The following is a 15654-nucleotide window of genomic DNA, read 5'->3' as shown; positions in this document are numbered from 1 at the left end:
GCGGGGCTGAGACCGGTTTGGGCCGGTCGGAGCGCGACTGGTACCGTTGACAGCTGTGCTTCGTGGCCCCTTCGGACGGCGCGGCACACATCGAAGATCCAACGAACCTGAAAAGGCTCTTTCGTGGCGAACATCAAGTCCCAGATCAAGCGGAACAAGACGAACGAGAAGGCGCGCCTGCGCAACAAGGCCGTCAAGTCCTCGCTCAAGACCGCGATCCGCAAGGCCCGCGAGGCTGCCGCTGCGGGCGACGTCGAGAAGGCCACCACGGCCGTTCGCGACGCTTCGCGCGCGCTCGACAAGGCTGTCTCGAAGGGCGTCATCCACAAGAACGCCGCCGCCAACAAGAAGTCGGCGCTGGCCTCCAAGGTTGCCGCCCTCCAGGCCTGAGCTTTCTGATGTAAACCGCCGGAACGGACCAGCGGGCCCTCTCTCCCGCCCCTGCCCGGCCCCCGCGCCGCACACCGAACCTGCGTTCGCCACGCGGGTGCGGCGCACCAAGCGTGAAACCGAGGCCCCGGCCATCGCCCTCCCCAGAGCGACAGCCGGGGCCTTCGGCATGCCCGGACACACCGGTCCCGGCCGGCCCGCCCGTCGATCGAGGGCAACACGTCAACCGCCCGGCACCCACACGGGGTAAAGCTTGCCGGTCACAGCACTAGGGCGTGTTTCGAAAGTAGCGTCGTCCGCCCGTAGGACGGGCCTGGCGGCGTCTGGTGCGTGCGATCGCAAGGCGGAGGGTCGCCCCGATACTGGGCCGTATCGGGGCGAGCCCGACAACGCAGCGAGCGTGCGTGCCAGACGCCGCCAGGCAGGCGGGACTTTCGAAACACGCCCTAGCGCCGCCCGGCCCGCGCCGCCCGCGCAACAGCGACCACGGCCTTCTCCAGGGCGTACTCGGGGTCGTCCCCACCGCCCTTCACGCCCGCATCCGCATCCGCGACCGCCCGCAGAGCCGCCGCCACCCCGTCCGGCGTCCAGCCCCGCATCTGCTGCCGCACCCGGTCGATCTTCCACGGCGGCATGCCCAGTTCGCGCGCAAGATCCGCAGGCCGGCCCCCGCGCGCCGAGGACAGCTTGCCGATCGCCCGCACACCCTGCGCCAGCGCACTGGTGATCAGCACCGGCGCCACCCCGGTCGACAGCGACCAGCGCAATGCCTCCAGCGCCTCCGCCGCCCGCCCCTCCACCGCCCGGTCGGCGACCGCGAAGCTGGACGCCTCCGCACGACCGGTGTAGTAGCGCCCGACGACCGCCTCGTCGATCGTGCCCTCGACATCCGCGACCAGCTGGGACACCGCGCTCGCCAGCTCCCGCAGATCGCTGCCGATGGAGTCGACGAGCGCCTGGCACGCCTCGGGGCTCGCGGAACGCCCCAGCGCCCGGAACTCCGACCGGACGAACGAGAGCCGCTCGGCAGGCTTCGTGGTCTTCGGGCAGGCGACCTCCCGCGCACCCGCCTTACGGGCAGCGTCCAGCAGCCCTTTGCCTTTGGCGCCGCCCGCGTGCAGCAGGACGAGCGTGATCTCCTCGGCCGGGGCGTCGAGATACGCCTTGACGTCCTTGATCGTGTCGGCGGAGAGATCGTGCGCATTGCGCACGATCACGACCTTGCGCTCGGCGAAGAGCGACGGGCTCGTGAGCTCGGCGAGGGTGCCCGGCTGAAGCTGGTCGGAGGTGAGGTCGCGAACGTCCGTGTCGGCGTCGGACGCGCGGGCCGCCGCCACCACCTGCTGCACCGCACGGTCGAGGAGGAGGTCCTCCTGGCCCACGGCGAGCGTGAGGGGGGCGAGCGGATCGTCGGTGGAATTCCTTCTGGTGGCCATCGCCGTCCAGCATCCCACGCCCCTCTGACAGCCCGGCTTCGACGCCTCTCCGCGCACCCGTCGCCGTACCGGAGAATGGGCAGGTGAGCGATGTGAGACATGTACTGGTGCTACCCGACCGCGATAGCGCGGAGGAGGTGGCCGGGGAGCTCGCCGACCGTTTCGGGGTCGCCGAGGAACCTCAACTCGTACGCGACGCACTGGCCGGCGAGGACGACGCGGAGGACGCCCAGTGGCTGGTGGTCGTGGAGGACGCGGACGACCGGCTCGACCCATCGGCACTCGACGCGCTGGCGACGGAGTACGAGGGCTGGCTGGAGGCGCCCTAGGGCGTGTTTCGAAAGGAGCGTCGTCCGCCCGTAGGGCGGGCCTGGCGGCGTCTGGTGCGTGCGATCGCAAGGCGGAGGGTCGCCCCGATACTGGGCGTATCGGGGCGAGCCCGACAACGCAGTGAGCGTGCGTGCCAGACGCCGCCAGGCAGGCGGGACTTTCGAAACACGCCCTAGGACTGTCCGCCCCTGATCCGCCGGACACCACCCAGCGGCGGCGGGCCCGGCGGCAGCACCCCCGGGGCTCAGCCCTTGGGGACGATCTGGATGTCCATGTCGATGGCGATGCTGGAGCCGACGGCGGCGATACCGCGGGCCAGCATCGTCTGCCAGGTGAGGGTGAAGTCCTCACGGTGCAGCTCGGTGGTGGCCCGGCATGCGGCCCTGGTCTCCCCTTCCACACCGTTGCCGACGCCGAGGTACTGGGTGTCCAGCATCACGGTACGGCTGACTCCGTGAAGAGTGAGCGCGCCGCTCACGCCCCAGCGGCTGCCGCCCCGGTGAACGAAACGGTCGCTGTAGAACTCCATCGTCGGATAGCGCCCGACGTCGAAGAAGTCGCTGGACCGCAGATGGTCGTCGCGCATCTGCACGTTGGTATCGATCGACGAGGCATCGATGATCACGTGCATGGCGGAGTCCTCCATGCGGTCGGCGATCCGTATCGCACCTGCGAATGTGTTGAATCGGCCATGGATACGGGCCAGCCCGATGTGGCGGGCCGTGAAGCCGATCTGCGAGTGGTTGGGCTCGATCTCCCACTCGCCGGGGTCGGGCAGCTGTGGGGGCACGGCCACCTGGAGCATGACGTCCCCGAGCCCCGAGTGGCCGCTCTCGGAGACCGTGGCCGAACCGTGGAACGGGGTGAAGCCCTCGGCCGTGACAGCCAGCCGGTAGTCACCTGCCGGTACGGCGGCGAGGACGTTCCCGAAGGGGTCCGTCTCACCGCCGACGACCTTGCGGCCCGCGCTGTCCGTGACGACGAACTCAGCCTGCTGAACAGCCTCGTTGACCGGATCGAGGACGCGGCAGCTCAGGACTCCCGCAGTGCGCGGCACCGCGAGCCCCGCGAGCGGGTTGCCCTGCGCCGCACCCGTTGCGTTTTTTCTTCCCAGCCAACGGCCGAACATCTTCACGTACCCCCGGGGGAGATTCACCTTGGGGCCGTACGGCTGGACGTCATTGTCGGAGCAGCGGCCCGCCGACGAGCATGCATTCGATCACTCTTGGGGTGTTCGAGGCAAACGGAGCGACTGGAAGGGGCTTGGGAGGAGGTGTTACCGAAGGTCCGAATTGAACGCTCCGCTTATGTGCATCAGCTGTTGCGTCCGAAAATCTCAACCTGATGGACCGTGGGCAGCCGGTGGAGACGCAGCCCGAAGTTCCGGCAGCGCTCGCGGCGCTTGCCGCGGCGCCGTCGCGCGTACGGCCGAGCGGGGCGCGGTCGGCCACGACGCGGATGCACGGGGCGCGGTCGGCCGGACGGTGGTCATGAGCGCCCGACCGCCCGCAGCCGCGACCCGGCACCCGTCACCGCGATCGCGCCGTCCAGGTCCGTACGCAGCACTACCGCTCCACCGGCCCTCAGCGCCTCGACGGTCCGGGCCGCCGGGTGCCCGTACGGGTTGTCCCTGCCCGCACTCACCAGGGCGAGCCGGGGACGCGCGCTGCGCAGCAACGCCGGATACTGGTGGGCGGATCCGTGATGGGCGACCTTGAGGACGTCCACCCGTGGAAGCGCCGGGTACTGGCGCAACAGCCTTTGCTGGGCTGCGGGTTCGAGGTCGCCGAGGAGCAACAGGCTCAGTCCGCCGGTCCGGACGAACAGCGCGACACTTGCGTCGTTGGGCTCCTCCGGTAAGGGGCCTGCCGTCGTGCCTCCCGCCGGCCACAGGACTCGCCAGTCGAGCGTGCCGATGCGGCGGTGCTCTCCCACTGTTGCCCGTACCAGGGGGACCCGCGCCGCAGTGGCTGTTCTGCGTACGAACGCCGCCTGGTCCGGTGGTTCGTCCAGACTCGTCGTCTGGATCGCGCCGACCGCCCTGCCCCGCAACACGCCTGGCAGACCCCGGACATGATCGGCATGAAAGTGTGTGAGCAGCAGGAGCGGCACCCGAGTGATGCCCAGGTCACGCAGGCAGCGGTCGGCCAGACGTGGATCGGGTCCGGTGTCGATCACCACGCCCTCGCCGTCCCCCGCCGCAAGCACCATGGCGTCGCCCTGACCCACATCGCACATCACGAACGCCCAGCCCGGCGGCGGCCATCCCGTCAGCACCCGGGTGAGCGGCACCGGGCGCAGCACCGCGAGGACCAGCAGCAGCGCGGCAGCCGAACAGACCCATGGGTGACGGGCGATACGGCGGGCGGAGAGCGCCGCCAGGGCCGTGAGGGCGGCCAGCAGGAGCGCTCCCCGCCAGCCGTCGGGCCAGTCGATCTCCGCCCCGGGAAGAGCCGCCCCGGTGCGGGCCACCGAGGCGATCCACCCGGCCGGCCAGCCCGCGATCCGGGCGAGCAGCTCGGCCACGGGCATGGCCACCGGTGCCGCGGCGAGCGCGGCGAACCCGAGGACGGTGGCGGGTGCCACGGCGAACTCGGCCAGCAGGTTGCACGGAATCGCCACCAGACTGACCCGCGAGGCGAGCACCACGACGACGGGCGCGCACACCGCCTGCGCCGCGGCGGCCGCACCCAGCGCCTCCGCGAGCCGGGGCGGCACCCGCCTCCGTTGCAGCGCGGCACTCCATCGCGGGGCGACCGTGAGCAGGGCGCCTGTCGCCAGCACGGAGAGGACAAAGCCATAACTGCGCGTCAGCCACGGGTCGTACAGCACGAGCAGCAGAACGGCGGCGGCGAGTGCGGGAATCAGCGAGCGGCGGTGGCCCGTACCGATCGCGAGCAGTGTGATCAGTCCGCAGACCGCGGCGCGCAGCACGCTCGGCTCCGGTCGGCACACCAGGACGAAGGCGAGCGTGAGTCCGCCGCCGAGCAGCGCGGTCATCCGCAGCGGGATGCCCAACCGGGCTGCCAGACCACGGCGTTCGACCCGGAGCGCAGCACCGGGCGGTCCGATGAGCAACACGAGCAGGATCGCCAGGTTGGCACCGGAGACCGCCATCAGGTGTGTGAGGTCGGCTGCTTGGAAGGCCTCGTGGAGTTCGGGGGTGACCCTGGAGGTGTCGCCGACGACCAGCCCCGGGAGCAGCGCCCGCGCATCGGGATCCAGCCCGTCCGTCGCGCGTCGCAGGCCCGCGCGCAGTTCGCCCGCCGTGCGCTGGAGAGGAGTCGGCGGCCCGGTGACACGAGGCGGCCCCTTGCCGTCCGGACGCAGGACCGCGGCGTTGCGTTGCCCGCTGTGCAGCGGTGGCGCGAGTCGGCCGCTCACGTGCAGCCTCGTGGACGGCAGCAGCCGCTCCCATCGCGCCGTCGAACCGGAGGGCGACACGATCAGCAGCACCGGGGTGCGGAGACGGGTGGTGGCGCCGTCGAGTGCCGTGAGCCCGGTGATCTCGGCGTCCAGGAGGAGAGCGGCCGGGGTGCTGTGGTCGCCTTGGACCCTGGGGCGGGTCCGGCGTGCGTCGGACGTGACCGTCACCTCCGCCTCGACCCTCTCGAAACGGTCGGCCAGACCGGGAACGGGCCCCTGCCGTGCGTCCGCGCCGTGCAGGCCCGCCGCCGTCGCTCCGGCCGCCGCGCAGAGCAGCACCGCGGCCGCCGCGGTGGCATGGAGCCTGTGCCGGTTCCGTCCAGTGCTGCCCTCACTGTCCTCGCACTTCTGGTGGTCGGCGGGCCGGGCGCGCGCTGCACGTGTCGTCGAGGCCCGTGAGACGCCGAGGAGCACCAGGGCGGCGACGAGGCAGAGCGCCGTCCCCACGGCCGTCCAGCGCCACGGCGCACCCACGGCGAGCGCCGCGGCGGCCCAGGCAGCGAGGGCCGGCGGAACCAGTCGCAGATCGACCGGGCCCTCCTGTCGCGGGTCGGAGGCGCCGAGCCGTCGGCCCGACGCCGTATGCACGTCCGGTGGGATGTGCGGGCGGGTCATGGCCGTACCAGCGGTTGGAGATCGGCGAACCGGCGGTCGCCGATCCCGTTGACCTCACGGAGTTCGTCGACGGAACGAAAGCCGCCGTGCTGCGTGCGGTAGTCGAGGATGTGCTGGGCAAGGACCGGACCGACGCCGGGCAGGGTGTCCAGCTGTTCCACGGTCGCGCTGTTGAGGCTGACCGGACCGGCCGCCGGGCCACCAGGGCCGCCCGTGCCGGCGCCGCCCGTGGCACCGGAGACGAGTGCGCCGGGTGGCGCGCCGACCACGACCTGTTCCCCGTCCAGCAGCACCCGTGCCCGGTTGAGCCCGGTGATGTCCACGCCCGGCCGGACCCCGCCCGCCGCCCGTAGCGCGTCGGCAACCCGCGCTCCGGACGGCAAGGGGTAGATGCCCGGCCGCCGCACCTTGCCGCTGACGTCGACGACGATCCGCCCGTCCGGTCCCGGGGTGGCCGGTGGTCCGGGTGACGGTTCGGGGGTCTGGACGGGGTGCGTCATCGGGTCCGATGTCGGGGCGTGCGCACGCTCGTTGACCGGGTCGGGCGCGCGTACGGACTGGGGCCGTACGGACCAGAAGTGGACCGCCGCGACGACTGCGGCCGCGACCAGCACGACGGTGAGCGCGGCAAGGGTTCTCGGCTCCAGACCGCACCTGAGCCGCAACCACATCGGGAGCCGCTCCCGCACCGCGGGCACCATCCGCTCCCACCACCCTGGCGCAGCCGGAGCCGCGTCGGCCACCCGCGCCGGCTGGTCGGACGGCGCGGCACTCGCCGGACGAGAAAACGCCTGGGCCCGTGCGGGGGCCGTGTCCGGGGTAGGGGCTGCCCCCGTCACCGACCGGTCCGCAGATCCTCCGTACGCCCCCGCCATGAGCGCGTCCGCACGCCGCCGCGAAGCGGCAGCGACCACGGCGGCGCGCCCGCGCGAAGGCCGTCGTCGCCCGGGTCCAGGGCCGGGCCCGGGATCAACGCCTTGGCCCGCACCGGGCCTGCGTCGGTCCCGCACGTCCGAGGCCGCAGCGCGGCCGGGTCCACTTCCGCTGCTTGCACGATGTGATCGGGGAGCCATGCGTCACGACGCTAGGCACATCTGCGCGAACCCGCTGAGCAGGCCCGTATCCGGTGGACAACCGACCTGTTGTGGATATCTCGCTCACTCTCAGGAGCGAGATCAACGCGGCGAAACCACCGCTCCCAGCAGACCCGGGCCGGTGTGCGCACCGATCACAGCACCCACCTCGCTGACATGCAGTTCAGCAAGTCCCGGGACCCGCACGCGCAGCCTCTCGGCCAGTCGCTCGGCGCGCTCGGGCGCTGCCAAGTGGTGCACGGCGATGTCCACCTGGCCCGTGCCCGCCCGCTCGACGACGATCTCCTCCAGCCGTGCGATCGCCTTCGAGGCCGTCCGTACCTTCTCCAGCAGCTCGATGCGGCCGCCGTCCAGTTGCAGCAGCGGCTTCACCGCGAGCGCCGACCCCAGCAGGGCCTGGGCCGTGCCGATGCGTCCACCGCGGCGGAGATAGTCCAGCGTGTCGACGTAGAAGTACGCGGAGGTGCCCGCGGCCCGCTTCTCGGCGGCCGCGACCGCCTCGTCCAGGCTGCCGCCCCCCTCCGCCGTCTCCGCCGCTGCCAGGGCACAGAATCCCAGGGCCATGGCCACCATCCCGGTGTCCACGACCCGCACCGGCACCGGAGCGTCCTTCGCGGCAAGCAGCGCGGCATCGTACGTACCCGAGAGTTCGGCCGAGAGGTGCAGCGAGACAATGCCGGTTGCGCCCGCCTCGGCCGCCGCCCGGTACGCCGCGGCGAAGACCTCGGGGCTCGGCCGGGATGTCGTCACGGGCCGGCGCTTCTGGAGCGCCAGCGCGAGGGAGCGGGCCGAGATCTCGGTGCCCTCCTCCAGCGCCTGATCGCCGAGGACGACGGTCAGGGGCACCGCGGTGATGCCATGCCGCTCCATCGTCTCGGGCGGCAGGTGGGCCGTGGAATCGGTGACGATCGCGACATGGCGGGACATGAGCGGGAGGTTACCTGCCGGGGCGGTGGCTCGGCAGTCCGCCCCCGAGCGAGTGATCACATCCGGTCGCTTCAGGGCGCATCCTGCCACCACCAGTCACGTCGGTTCGAGCCCGACCCGACGGCCACGCGCCTGTACACACCCGGAACCGCCCTCAGCCGCCCCTGCGCGCGACCGAAGTCCCCCGGTCGGGTCCGCCCCGCCGCCTCAGTTCGTCGTCTCGGGCCGCGCGGCCTTCTGCCACGGATAGCCCGCCTGCCCCCGAGGATCCCGAGCCGTGAGCGCCTCCGGCCCCTCCTCGCCGACCGCCGCACTCCGCGCCCGTCCGTCCCCACCCGGGCGTGCCCCCGCGCCGGTGTCGGCCCGCCCTTCGGCACGGGCGTCCACCCCCGCCGAAGGCTCCACAGGCTCCTCCACCGTCCAGTGCCGCAGCGCCCCCGCCTCCACGTCGATCTGCGTGTTCAGCGCCGCCAGATCTTCGTCGGCGAACTGCCGTGCCCGGTCGCGCGCGGCCCACCGCAGCGACTCCGCGGAGTGCGTGATCCGCTGCGTGCGCTGCTTCAGCCCGGGCAGCAGCGAGGCGACCGTCGCCCGGTCGGGCTCGCGCTCCAGCCTCTTCAGCTCCTCGTCGAGCTCCCGCCCGTGGACGCTCAGCCGCTGGAACAGCCCCAGCGACTCCGACAGTGAGGCATCCTCGGCCACCCCTGTCTGCAACGCCTCCTGCGTGGCCCGCATCGACGTACGCAGCGCGAGCCGGAGCTGCGCCAGCTCACCGGCCACGCCCGGCTGGCCATAGCTCTTCGCCCGCAGCGCGGTGTCCTCGACGGTGCGGCGCGCCTGCGTGATCGTGCGGTCGACGCCGCGCTTCGCCGCGCCGATGACCTTGACGCCCACATAGACGCCCAGGGCCATGAGCGCGACAAAGAGCAGCCCCAGGATCAGGATCACGGCTTCCATGACGCCCCTTGATGTCGGTTCGGCTGCCGAGTACCGGCCCCTCAACCGTAAACGGAACAGGCAGGTTGGGGGTTCCGTCGGAACCCCCAACCTGCCCGTAGGGGAAAGCCCTCACACCGCCGTACGACAACCGGCGGTCAGCCCTGGACCCGGACCGTCACGCGGGGACGATGTTGACCAGCTTCGGCGCCCGCACGATCACCTTGCGGATCCCGGCCCCGTCCAGGGCCGCGACCACCGCCGGGTCGGCCAGGGCCAGCGCCTCCAGATCCTCGTCCGAGATCGACGGGGAGATCTCCAGCCGCGCCTTGACCTTGCCCTTGACCTGAACCACGCAGGTCACGGTCTCGTCCACGACGTACGCCGGGTCGGCGACCGGGAAGTCCTGGTGCACGACCGACTCGGTGTGGCCCAGCCGGCGCCACAGCTCCTCGGCGATGTGCGGCGCCAGCGGTGCGACCAGCAGCACCAGCCGCTCCGCGACGGACCGCGACAGCGGGCCGCCCACCTTGGTCAGGTGGTTGTTCAGCTCGGTGACCTTGGCGATGGCGGTGTTGAAGCGCATCCCCGCCATGTCCTGGCCGACGCCGTCGATGGCCTTGTGCAGCGCGCGCAGCGTGTCCTCGCCGGGCTCGGTGTCCACGACGGTGACCTCACCGGTCTCCTCGTCGACGATGTTGCGCCACAGCCGCTGCAGCAGCCGGTACTGGCCGACCACGGCGCGCGTGTCCCACGGACGCGACACGTCCAGCGGGCCCATCGCCATCTCGTACAGACGCAGCGTGTCCGCCCCGTACTCGGCGCAGATCTCGTCGGGCGTGACGGCGTTCTTCAGGGACTTCCCCATCTTGCCCAGGACGCGGCTGACCTTCTCGCCCTGGTGGTAGAACGTGCCGTCGCGCTCCTCGACCTCGGCCGCCGGGACCGCGATGCCGCGGCTGTCCCGGTAGACAAAGGCCTGGATCATGCCCTGGTTGTACAGCTTGTGGAACGGCTCCGCCGACGAGATGTGCCCCAGGTCGTGCAGGACCTTGGACCAGAAGCGGGCGTACAGCAGGTGCAGTACGGCGTGCTCGGCGCCGCCCACGTACAGGTCGACACCACCGGTCGGCTGGCCCTCGCGCGGCCCCATCCAGTACTGCTCGATCGCCGGGTCGACCAGTTTCCCGTCGTTGTTCGGGTCCAGGTAGCGCAGCTCGTACCAGCAGGAACCGGCCCAGTTGGGCATGGTGTTGGTCTCGCGGCGGTACTTCTTCGGGCCCTTGCCGTCGCCCAGGTCCAGCGTGACGTTGACCCAGTCGGCGTTCCGGGACAGCGGAGTCTCGGGCTGGGTGTCGGCGTCCTCCGGGTCGAAGGTGCGCGGCGAGTAGTCGTCGACCTCCGGCAGCTCCAGCGGCAGCATCGACTCGGGCAGCGGGTGGGCGATGCCGTCCTCGTCGTAGACGATCGGGAAGGGCTCGCCCCAGTAGCGCTGGCGGCTGAACAGCCAGTCGCGCAGCCGGAAGTTGACGGTCCCCTCGCCCAGGCCCTTCGCCTTCAGCCACTCGGTGATCTTCGCCTTGGCGTCGACGACACCCAGGCCGTCCAGCGAGATCTCGTCGTTGGCGGAGTTGACCAGCTTCGCGTCGTACGAGGCGAACGCGTCGTCCCACGTGGAGGGGTCCGTACCGCGGTCGTCCGACGGCTCGACAACGCAGCGCATCGGCAGCTCAAAGGCGCGCGCGAACGCGAAGTCGCGCGCGTCGTGCGCCGGCACGGCCATGATCGCGCCGGTGCCGTAGCCCATCAGGACGTAGTCGGCGATGAAGACGGGCACCTTCTCGCCGCTGACCGGGTTGGTCGCGTACGCACCGGTGAAGACACCGGTCTTGTCCTTGGCCTCGGCCTGGCGCTCCACATCGGACTTGGCGGCGGCCTGCTTGCGGTACGCGGTGACGGCCTCGGCCGGGGACGCGTGTCCGCCGGTCCACACCGGGTGGGTGCCCTCGGGCCAGGCGGCCGGAATGATCCGCTCCACCAGCTCGTGCTCGGGCGCCAGCACCATGTACGTGGCGCCGAACAGGGTGTCCTGGCGGGTGGTGAAAACGGTGATGTCACCGGCGCCGTCGACGGGGAAGTCGACGCGCGCGCCTTCGGAACGCCCGATCCAGTTGCGCTGCTGCAGCTTGATCGCCTCGGGCCAGTCCAGCCCGTCCAGGTCGTTCAGCAGCCGGTCGGCGTAGGCGGTGATGCGCATGTTCCACTGGCGCAGCTTGGCCTTGAAGACGGGGAAGTTTCCGCGCTCGGAACGGCCGTCCGCCGTCACCTCTTCATTGGCCAGCACGGTGCCCAGCCCCGGCGACCAGTTGACGGGAGCGTCGGAGGCGTACGCCAGGCGGTACTCGCCCAGGACATCGGCTCGCTCGACGGCGCTCAGCGCGCTCCAGTCGCGGCCGTCCGGGGTCGGGCGCTCACCGTTCTCGAACTGCGCGACCAGGTCGGCGATCGGCCGGGCCCGGTCCGCCTCCGTGTCGTACCAGGAGTTGAAGATCTGCAGGAAGATCCACTGGGTCCACTTGTAGTACTCCGCCTCGATCGTCGCGAACGAGCGGCGCTTGTCGTGGCCCAGGCCCAGCCGGCGCAGCTGGGACTTCATGTTGACCATGTTGGCCTCGGTGGAGGCGCGCGGGTGCGTACCGGTCTGTACGGCGTACTGCTCCGCCGGCAGGCCGAAGGCGTCGAAACCCAGGGTGTGCAGCACGTTGTGCCCGGTCATGCGCTGGTGGCGGGCGTAGACATCGGTGGCGATGTAGCCCAGCGGGTGACCGACGTGCAGGCCCGCACCCGAGGGGTACGGGAACATGTCCATGATGAACTTCTTCGGCCTGGCTGCCAGTTCCGCGTCGCCCGCCAGATCGCCCGTCGGGTTCGGCGCCTCGTACGTGCCGTGGGCGTCCCAGAAGTCCTGCCAGCGTGCCTCGATGTCGGCGGCCATCGCCGCCGTATAGCGGTGCGGCGCAGCCACGTCGACTGCGGAATTCGTCTCGCTCATGATCCTCAAAGCTCCATCGATCGTCATCTGCCAGCGCTTACGGAAACGAAAAAGCCCCTCGCACAGGAGGGGACGCCGCGCCGATTCCAACCAGGCATTCACACCGGTCGGGACTGATCAGCGCGGCTCGCTAAGCAGAAGGCGTACGGCACGCATGGCGTCAGGGTACCGCACGGGCCCGGAGCGCAGCCGGGCGATTCCGCTCCGTGGACGACGCCGGACGGCCGGAGCACCGGCGAGGCGGCGGCAGAGCACGCGCCGGGTCACGGCGGAACATCCGGGAAGCGGGGGTTACTCCGCGTAATGCCCTCTATCGGGGCAACCGCTCAAACCCCCTACTGGCCGGTATGGAGCGACCTAGCATGCGGCAACGGGACCGCTTTGCCGAACCATTCGGAGTCGCCCCCATGAACCCTCATCGCAGGATCCGCTCATCCGCCACCTTGAGCACCGGACCGGGCCGCACGGTACAGGGCGGGCTGACCGTCGCCGCGCTGGTTCTGATCCCGCTGCTCGCCGTCGCAGGGAGCGACGACTTGCGCGCCGCACTCGACTTCACGACCGGTGCCCTGTCGCTGGTCTCGCTCACCGCGGCCGTGGCCTGGGGCCTGATCGCCACCGACCGGCTGTTCCTGTCCTCGCGGCAGCGACTGCTCGGCCAGGGCATCCACCGGGCCGCCGCCACCGCCTCGCTGGGCTTCCTGCTCCTCCATGTCACCGTGAAGGTCACGCTCGGGCATGTGGCGCTGCTCGGCGCCCTCATCCCCTTCGGCCTCGGCGTGAGCGGGACGGCCGGGCTGATCGGCTTCGGCTCACTGGCCGGGCTGCTCATGGTGGCCGCCGCCGCGACCGGCGCGCTGCGCAGCGCCTTTGCCACCCCGGGCCGGATGGCGGGGCGCTGGCGCGCCCTGCACGCACTGTCCTACCCGGCGTGGTGCGCCGCACTGATCCACGGGCTGTACGCGGGCCGGCCGCCCGCGACCTGGGTCGTCGCGATGTACAGCCTCTCGCTGCTCGCGGTGGCAACCGCCCTGTGCCTGCGGCAGCTGCCGCCCCCGATGAAGCGCCGGATCACCGAGCTGATCACCGCTCTGATCAAGGCGGACGCCCTCGCCTCCGAACCGGACCCGGTGCTCCGCGAGTCCCCGCCGCCCGGCGCCGAGCGCGTCACCCCGCCCGGGTGGGGGACGCTCAGCCGGGAGGATCTCGGCCAGGAGCAGCTGATCCGGGACGAGAGCGCCTACGGCAGCACGGGCCGCGACGGGCTCGGACGGGACCTGTTCGGCACCCCGCTGCCGTCATCCTTCGAGCGCCCGCGCGCACCCCTCTCCTCGTCCGCCCCGCCGCTGCACGAGACGCCACCCCGCAGTTCCGAAGGTCTCGACCTGGACCCGGCCGGCGGACCTGCCCGTACGGGCCCCGGTCCCGGGATATCCGCTGCCTACCGGGCGGTCTCACGGGCCGCCGAGACCGCGGTCCCGGTGCCGGGGCCGAGCCCCCGGCAACCCTCCGCACGCCGGCCCGCCCCGTCGCCCGCACCGCCGGCCCGGGCACAGACCCAGCCGTTCCGTCACCTGCACGAGCCCGCCCAGGAGCACTCGTACGACCCGTACGCGGCTGATGTGCCCACCGGCCCGGTGCCCGCCGCCGACGAGACCGCGCCGCTGCCCGGGCCCCTCTATCCGCCCCCTGCCGGAGAACCCTGGCAGGCACCCGCAGGAGACCGACCGTGAACCTCCCCCTCCCCGACGTGCCCGAAGTCCGTGTCGTCGGCCTCCCCCAGCTGACCACCGGGTTCGATCTGGTGGAGCGGCTCGACCTCGCCATGCACCTGAAGGTGCACGGACCGCTGGAACCGATGCCCGGAGAGCGACTGGCCGAGCTGGCCGAGACCATCTCGCTGCGCGGCCGCGGCGGTGCGGGCTTTCCCTTCGGAAAGAAGCTGCGGGCCGTCGCCAAGGCGTCCATCCGGCGCGGGGTGCGCCCCGTCGTCGTGATCAACGGCAGTGAGGGTGAACCCGCCTGCCGCAAGGACACCGTCCTGCTGAACCGCGCCCCGCACCTCATCCTGGACGGCGCCCTCCTGGCGGCCGAGGCGCTCGGCGCCCGCACGCTGATCGTCGCCGTCACGCGCAACTCCACGGAGATATCCATACGCTCCGCCCTCGCCGAGCGTGGCTTGTCCGACCGGCGCGGACAGCAGCTGCGGGCACGCGTGGTGCGCACGCCCGAGCGGATGGTCTCCGGCGAGGCATCGGCCGTCATCAGAGCGGCGGGCGGAGGACCCGCCCTGCCGCCCGGCCGTCGCGAGCGGGCCGCGGAGTCGGGAATCGCCGGCGCCCCGACGCTGCTGTCCAACGCGGAGACGTACGCGCAGCTCGCCGTCGCGGCCCGGACAGGTGCCCGCCGCTACGGGCACACCGGCCTGCCCGACGAGCCCGGCACGGTGCTGCTCACCGTCTCCGGCGCCGTCTCGCGCCCGATGGTCATCGAGGTGCCCACAGGTGTCCCCCTGCGGTACGTGCTGCAGCTGGCCGACGCACCACCACTGCCCCAGGGCGTGCTGACCGGCGGTTACCACGGCACCTGGATCGACGCGATGGCCTCGCACGACGCCGTCGTCTCCCGGGCGTCCCTGGCGGCGGCGGGCGGCGCGCTGGGCGCGGGCGCGATCCTGCCGATCGGGCCCGAGACCTGCCCGATCGGGGAATCACTGCGGATCGCGAACTGGCTGGCCGCCGAGACAGCGGGCCAGTGCGGCCCCTGCAAGCTGGGGCTGCCGGCCGCTGCGGGCGGACTCTCCGACGTGCTGAACGGCGGCGGTCCCGCGGCCCTGGAGGCGCTGCGCGAGGTGACCCAGGCGGTCAAGGGCCGGGGGGCCTGCAAGCATCCGGACGGCTCGGCCCGCTTCCTCACGTCGACCCTGTCCGCGTTCACGGACGATCTGGCCGCCCATGTCCTCGGCGGCGGCTGCGGCCGGGAGACGCTCGGAGTGCTCCCGCTGCCCACGCCCGGCTACCAGGACGTGGAGGAGTCCATCCCGAGCGGCGAGAGGCTGGCGGTGGACTGGACGCTCTGCAAGGGCCACGGGCTCTGTGCGGACATCGTCCCGGAGTTGATCAGACTGGGCCCCGACGGCTATCCCGCGCTCGCGGACGCCGCGGTTCCGATGCATCTGCGGGGGCGCGCACAGCGTGCCGTGCGGCGGTGTCCGGCGCTGGCACTCCGCATCGAACAGCCGCCCGCGGAGCGACCCGCGCTGCCGCCGGGCGTCGGCCGGAAGGCTCTCGGCAGCGGCCGTAGTTGGCCTGCCGGCCGTAATTGACCTGCACAGACAGGAAGCGGGGGGGGGCCGTACGGGGTTCCGCGCGGGGGGTGTTAGGACTGGTGGGAAAGTGGGAGTGAAAAAAGACAGCAGACCAACCAAGCAATCCGCCACCCCAAACAC

At 71.8% G+C, this 15654-nt stretch carries 11 protein-coding genes; 4 read left to right on the top strand and 7 right to left on the bottom strand.

All coding sequences use genetic code 11. The features are described from left to right. Positions 1–123: 123 nt before the first annotated feature. A complete protein-coding gene (gene rpsT / locus ACIBB8_RS00055) occupies positions 124–390 on the top strand; it encodes a 30S ribosomal protein S20 (protein ID WP_398948118.1) in 267 nt (88 codons plus the stop codon). A gap of 446 nt (positions 391–836) precedes the next feature. On the opposite strand, the gene holA is transcribed toward rpsT, so the two are convergent. Next, positions 837–1826, bottom strand: a complete 990-nt coding sequence (gene holA / locus ACIBB8_RS00050) for a DNA polymerase III subunit delta (RefSeq protein ID WP_398948117.1) — start codon at positions 1824–1826, stop codon at positions 837–839. An 83-nt stretch (positions 1827–1909) separates the two neighbouring features. Here holA and ACIBB8_RS00045 point away from each other — a divergent pair, with 83 nt between their 5' ends. Further along, positions 1910–2155 carry a hypothetical protein gene (locus ACIBB8_RS00045; RefSeq protein ID WP_398948116.1) on the top strand — a complete coding sequence of 82 codons (246 nt, stop codon included), beginning with the start codon at positions 1910–1912 and terminating at the stop codon, positions 2153–2155. Between the two features lie 245 nt (positions 2156–2400). Here ACIBB8_RS00045 and ACIBB8_RS00040 read toward each other — a convergent pair whose 3' ends face one another. From ACIBB8_RS00040 to leuS, 6 genes are all read right to left on the bottom strand, one after another. Further along, positions 2401–3285, bottom strand: a complete 885-nt coding sequence (locus ACIBB8_RS00040; RefSeq protein ID WP_398948696.1) for a YceI family protein — start codon at positions 3283–3285, stop codon at positions 2401–2403. Between the two features lie 359 nt (positions 3286–3644). Next, positions 3645–6197, bottom strand: coding sequence for a ComEC/Rec2 family competence protein (locus ACIBB8_RS00035; protein ID WP_398948115.1), 2553 nt, complete (start codon positions 6195–6197; stop codon positions 3645–3647). After that, a complete protein-coding gene (locus ACIBB8_RS00030; protein WP_398948114.1) occupies positions 6194–6898 on the bottom strand; it encodes a helix-hairpin-helix domain-containing protein in 705 nt (234 codons plus the stop codon). The genes ACIBB8_RS00035 and ACIBB8_RS00030 overlap by 4 nt, the downstream gene beginning before the upstream one ends. 474 nt (positions 6899–7372) lie before the next feature. Then, positions 7373–8218 (bottom strand): DegV family protein, encoded by an 846-nt coding sequence (locus tag ACIBB8_RS00025; RefSeq protein WP_398948113.1) that lies wholly within the window; start codon positions 8216–8218, stop codon positions 7373–7375. Between the two features lie 207 nt (positions 8219–8425). Further along, on the bottom strand, positions 8426–9175 hold the full coding sequence (locus ACIBB8_RS00020) for a hypothetical protein (RefSeq protein WP_398948112.1): 750 nt from the start codon (positions 9173–9175) through the stop codon (positions 8426–8428). 157 nt (positions 9176–9332) lie between these two features. Further along, on the bottom strand, positions 9333–12206 hold the full coding sequence (gene leuS / locus ACIBB8_RS00015; RefSeq protein WP_398948111.1) for a leucine--tRNA ligase: 2874 nt from the start codon (positions 12204–12206) through the stop codon (positions 9333–9335). Positions 12207–12613: 407 nt separating this feature from the next. Between leuS and ACIBB8_RS00010 the strand changes: the two genes are divergently transcribed. Next, a complete protein-coding gene (locus ACIBB8_RS00010; protein ID WP_398948110.1) occupies positions 12614–13939 on the top strand; it encodes a hypothetical protein in 1326 nt (441 codons plus the stop codon). After that, entirely contained in the window at positions 13936–15531 is a 1596-nt protein-coding gene (locus ACIBB8_RS00005; RefSeq protein ID WP_398948109.1) for an NADH-ubiquinone oxidoreductase-F iron-sulfur binding region domain-containing protein, read from the top strand. The genes ACIBB8_RS00010 and ACIBB8_RS00005 overlap by 4 nt, the downstream gene beginning before the upstream one ends. Positions 15532–15654: the final 123 nt, after the last annotated feature.

The organism is Streptomyces sp. NPDC051286, assembly GCF_044455345.1.
Taxonomy (GTDB): Bacteria; Actinomycetota; Actinomycetes; order Streptomycetales; family Streptomycetaceae; genus Streptomyces.
This window is presented reverse-complemented; position numbering and strand designations above follow the sequence as displayed.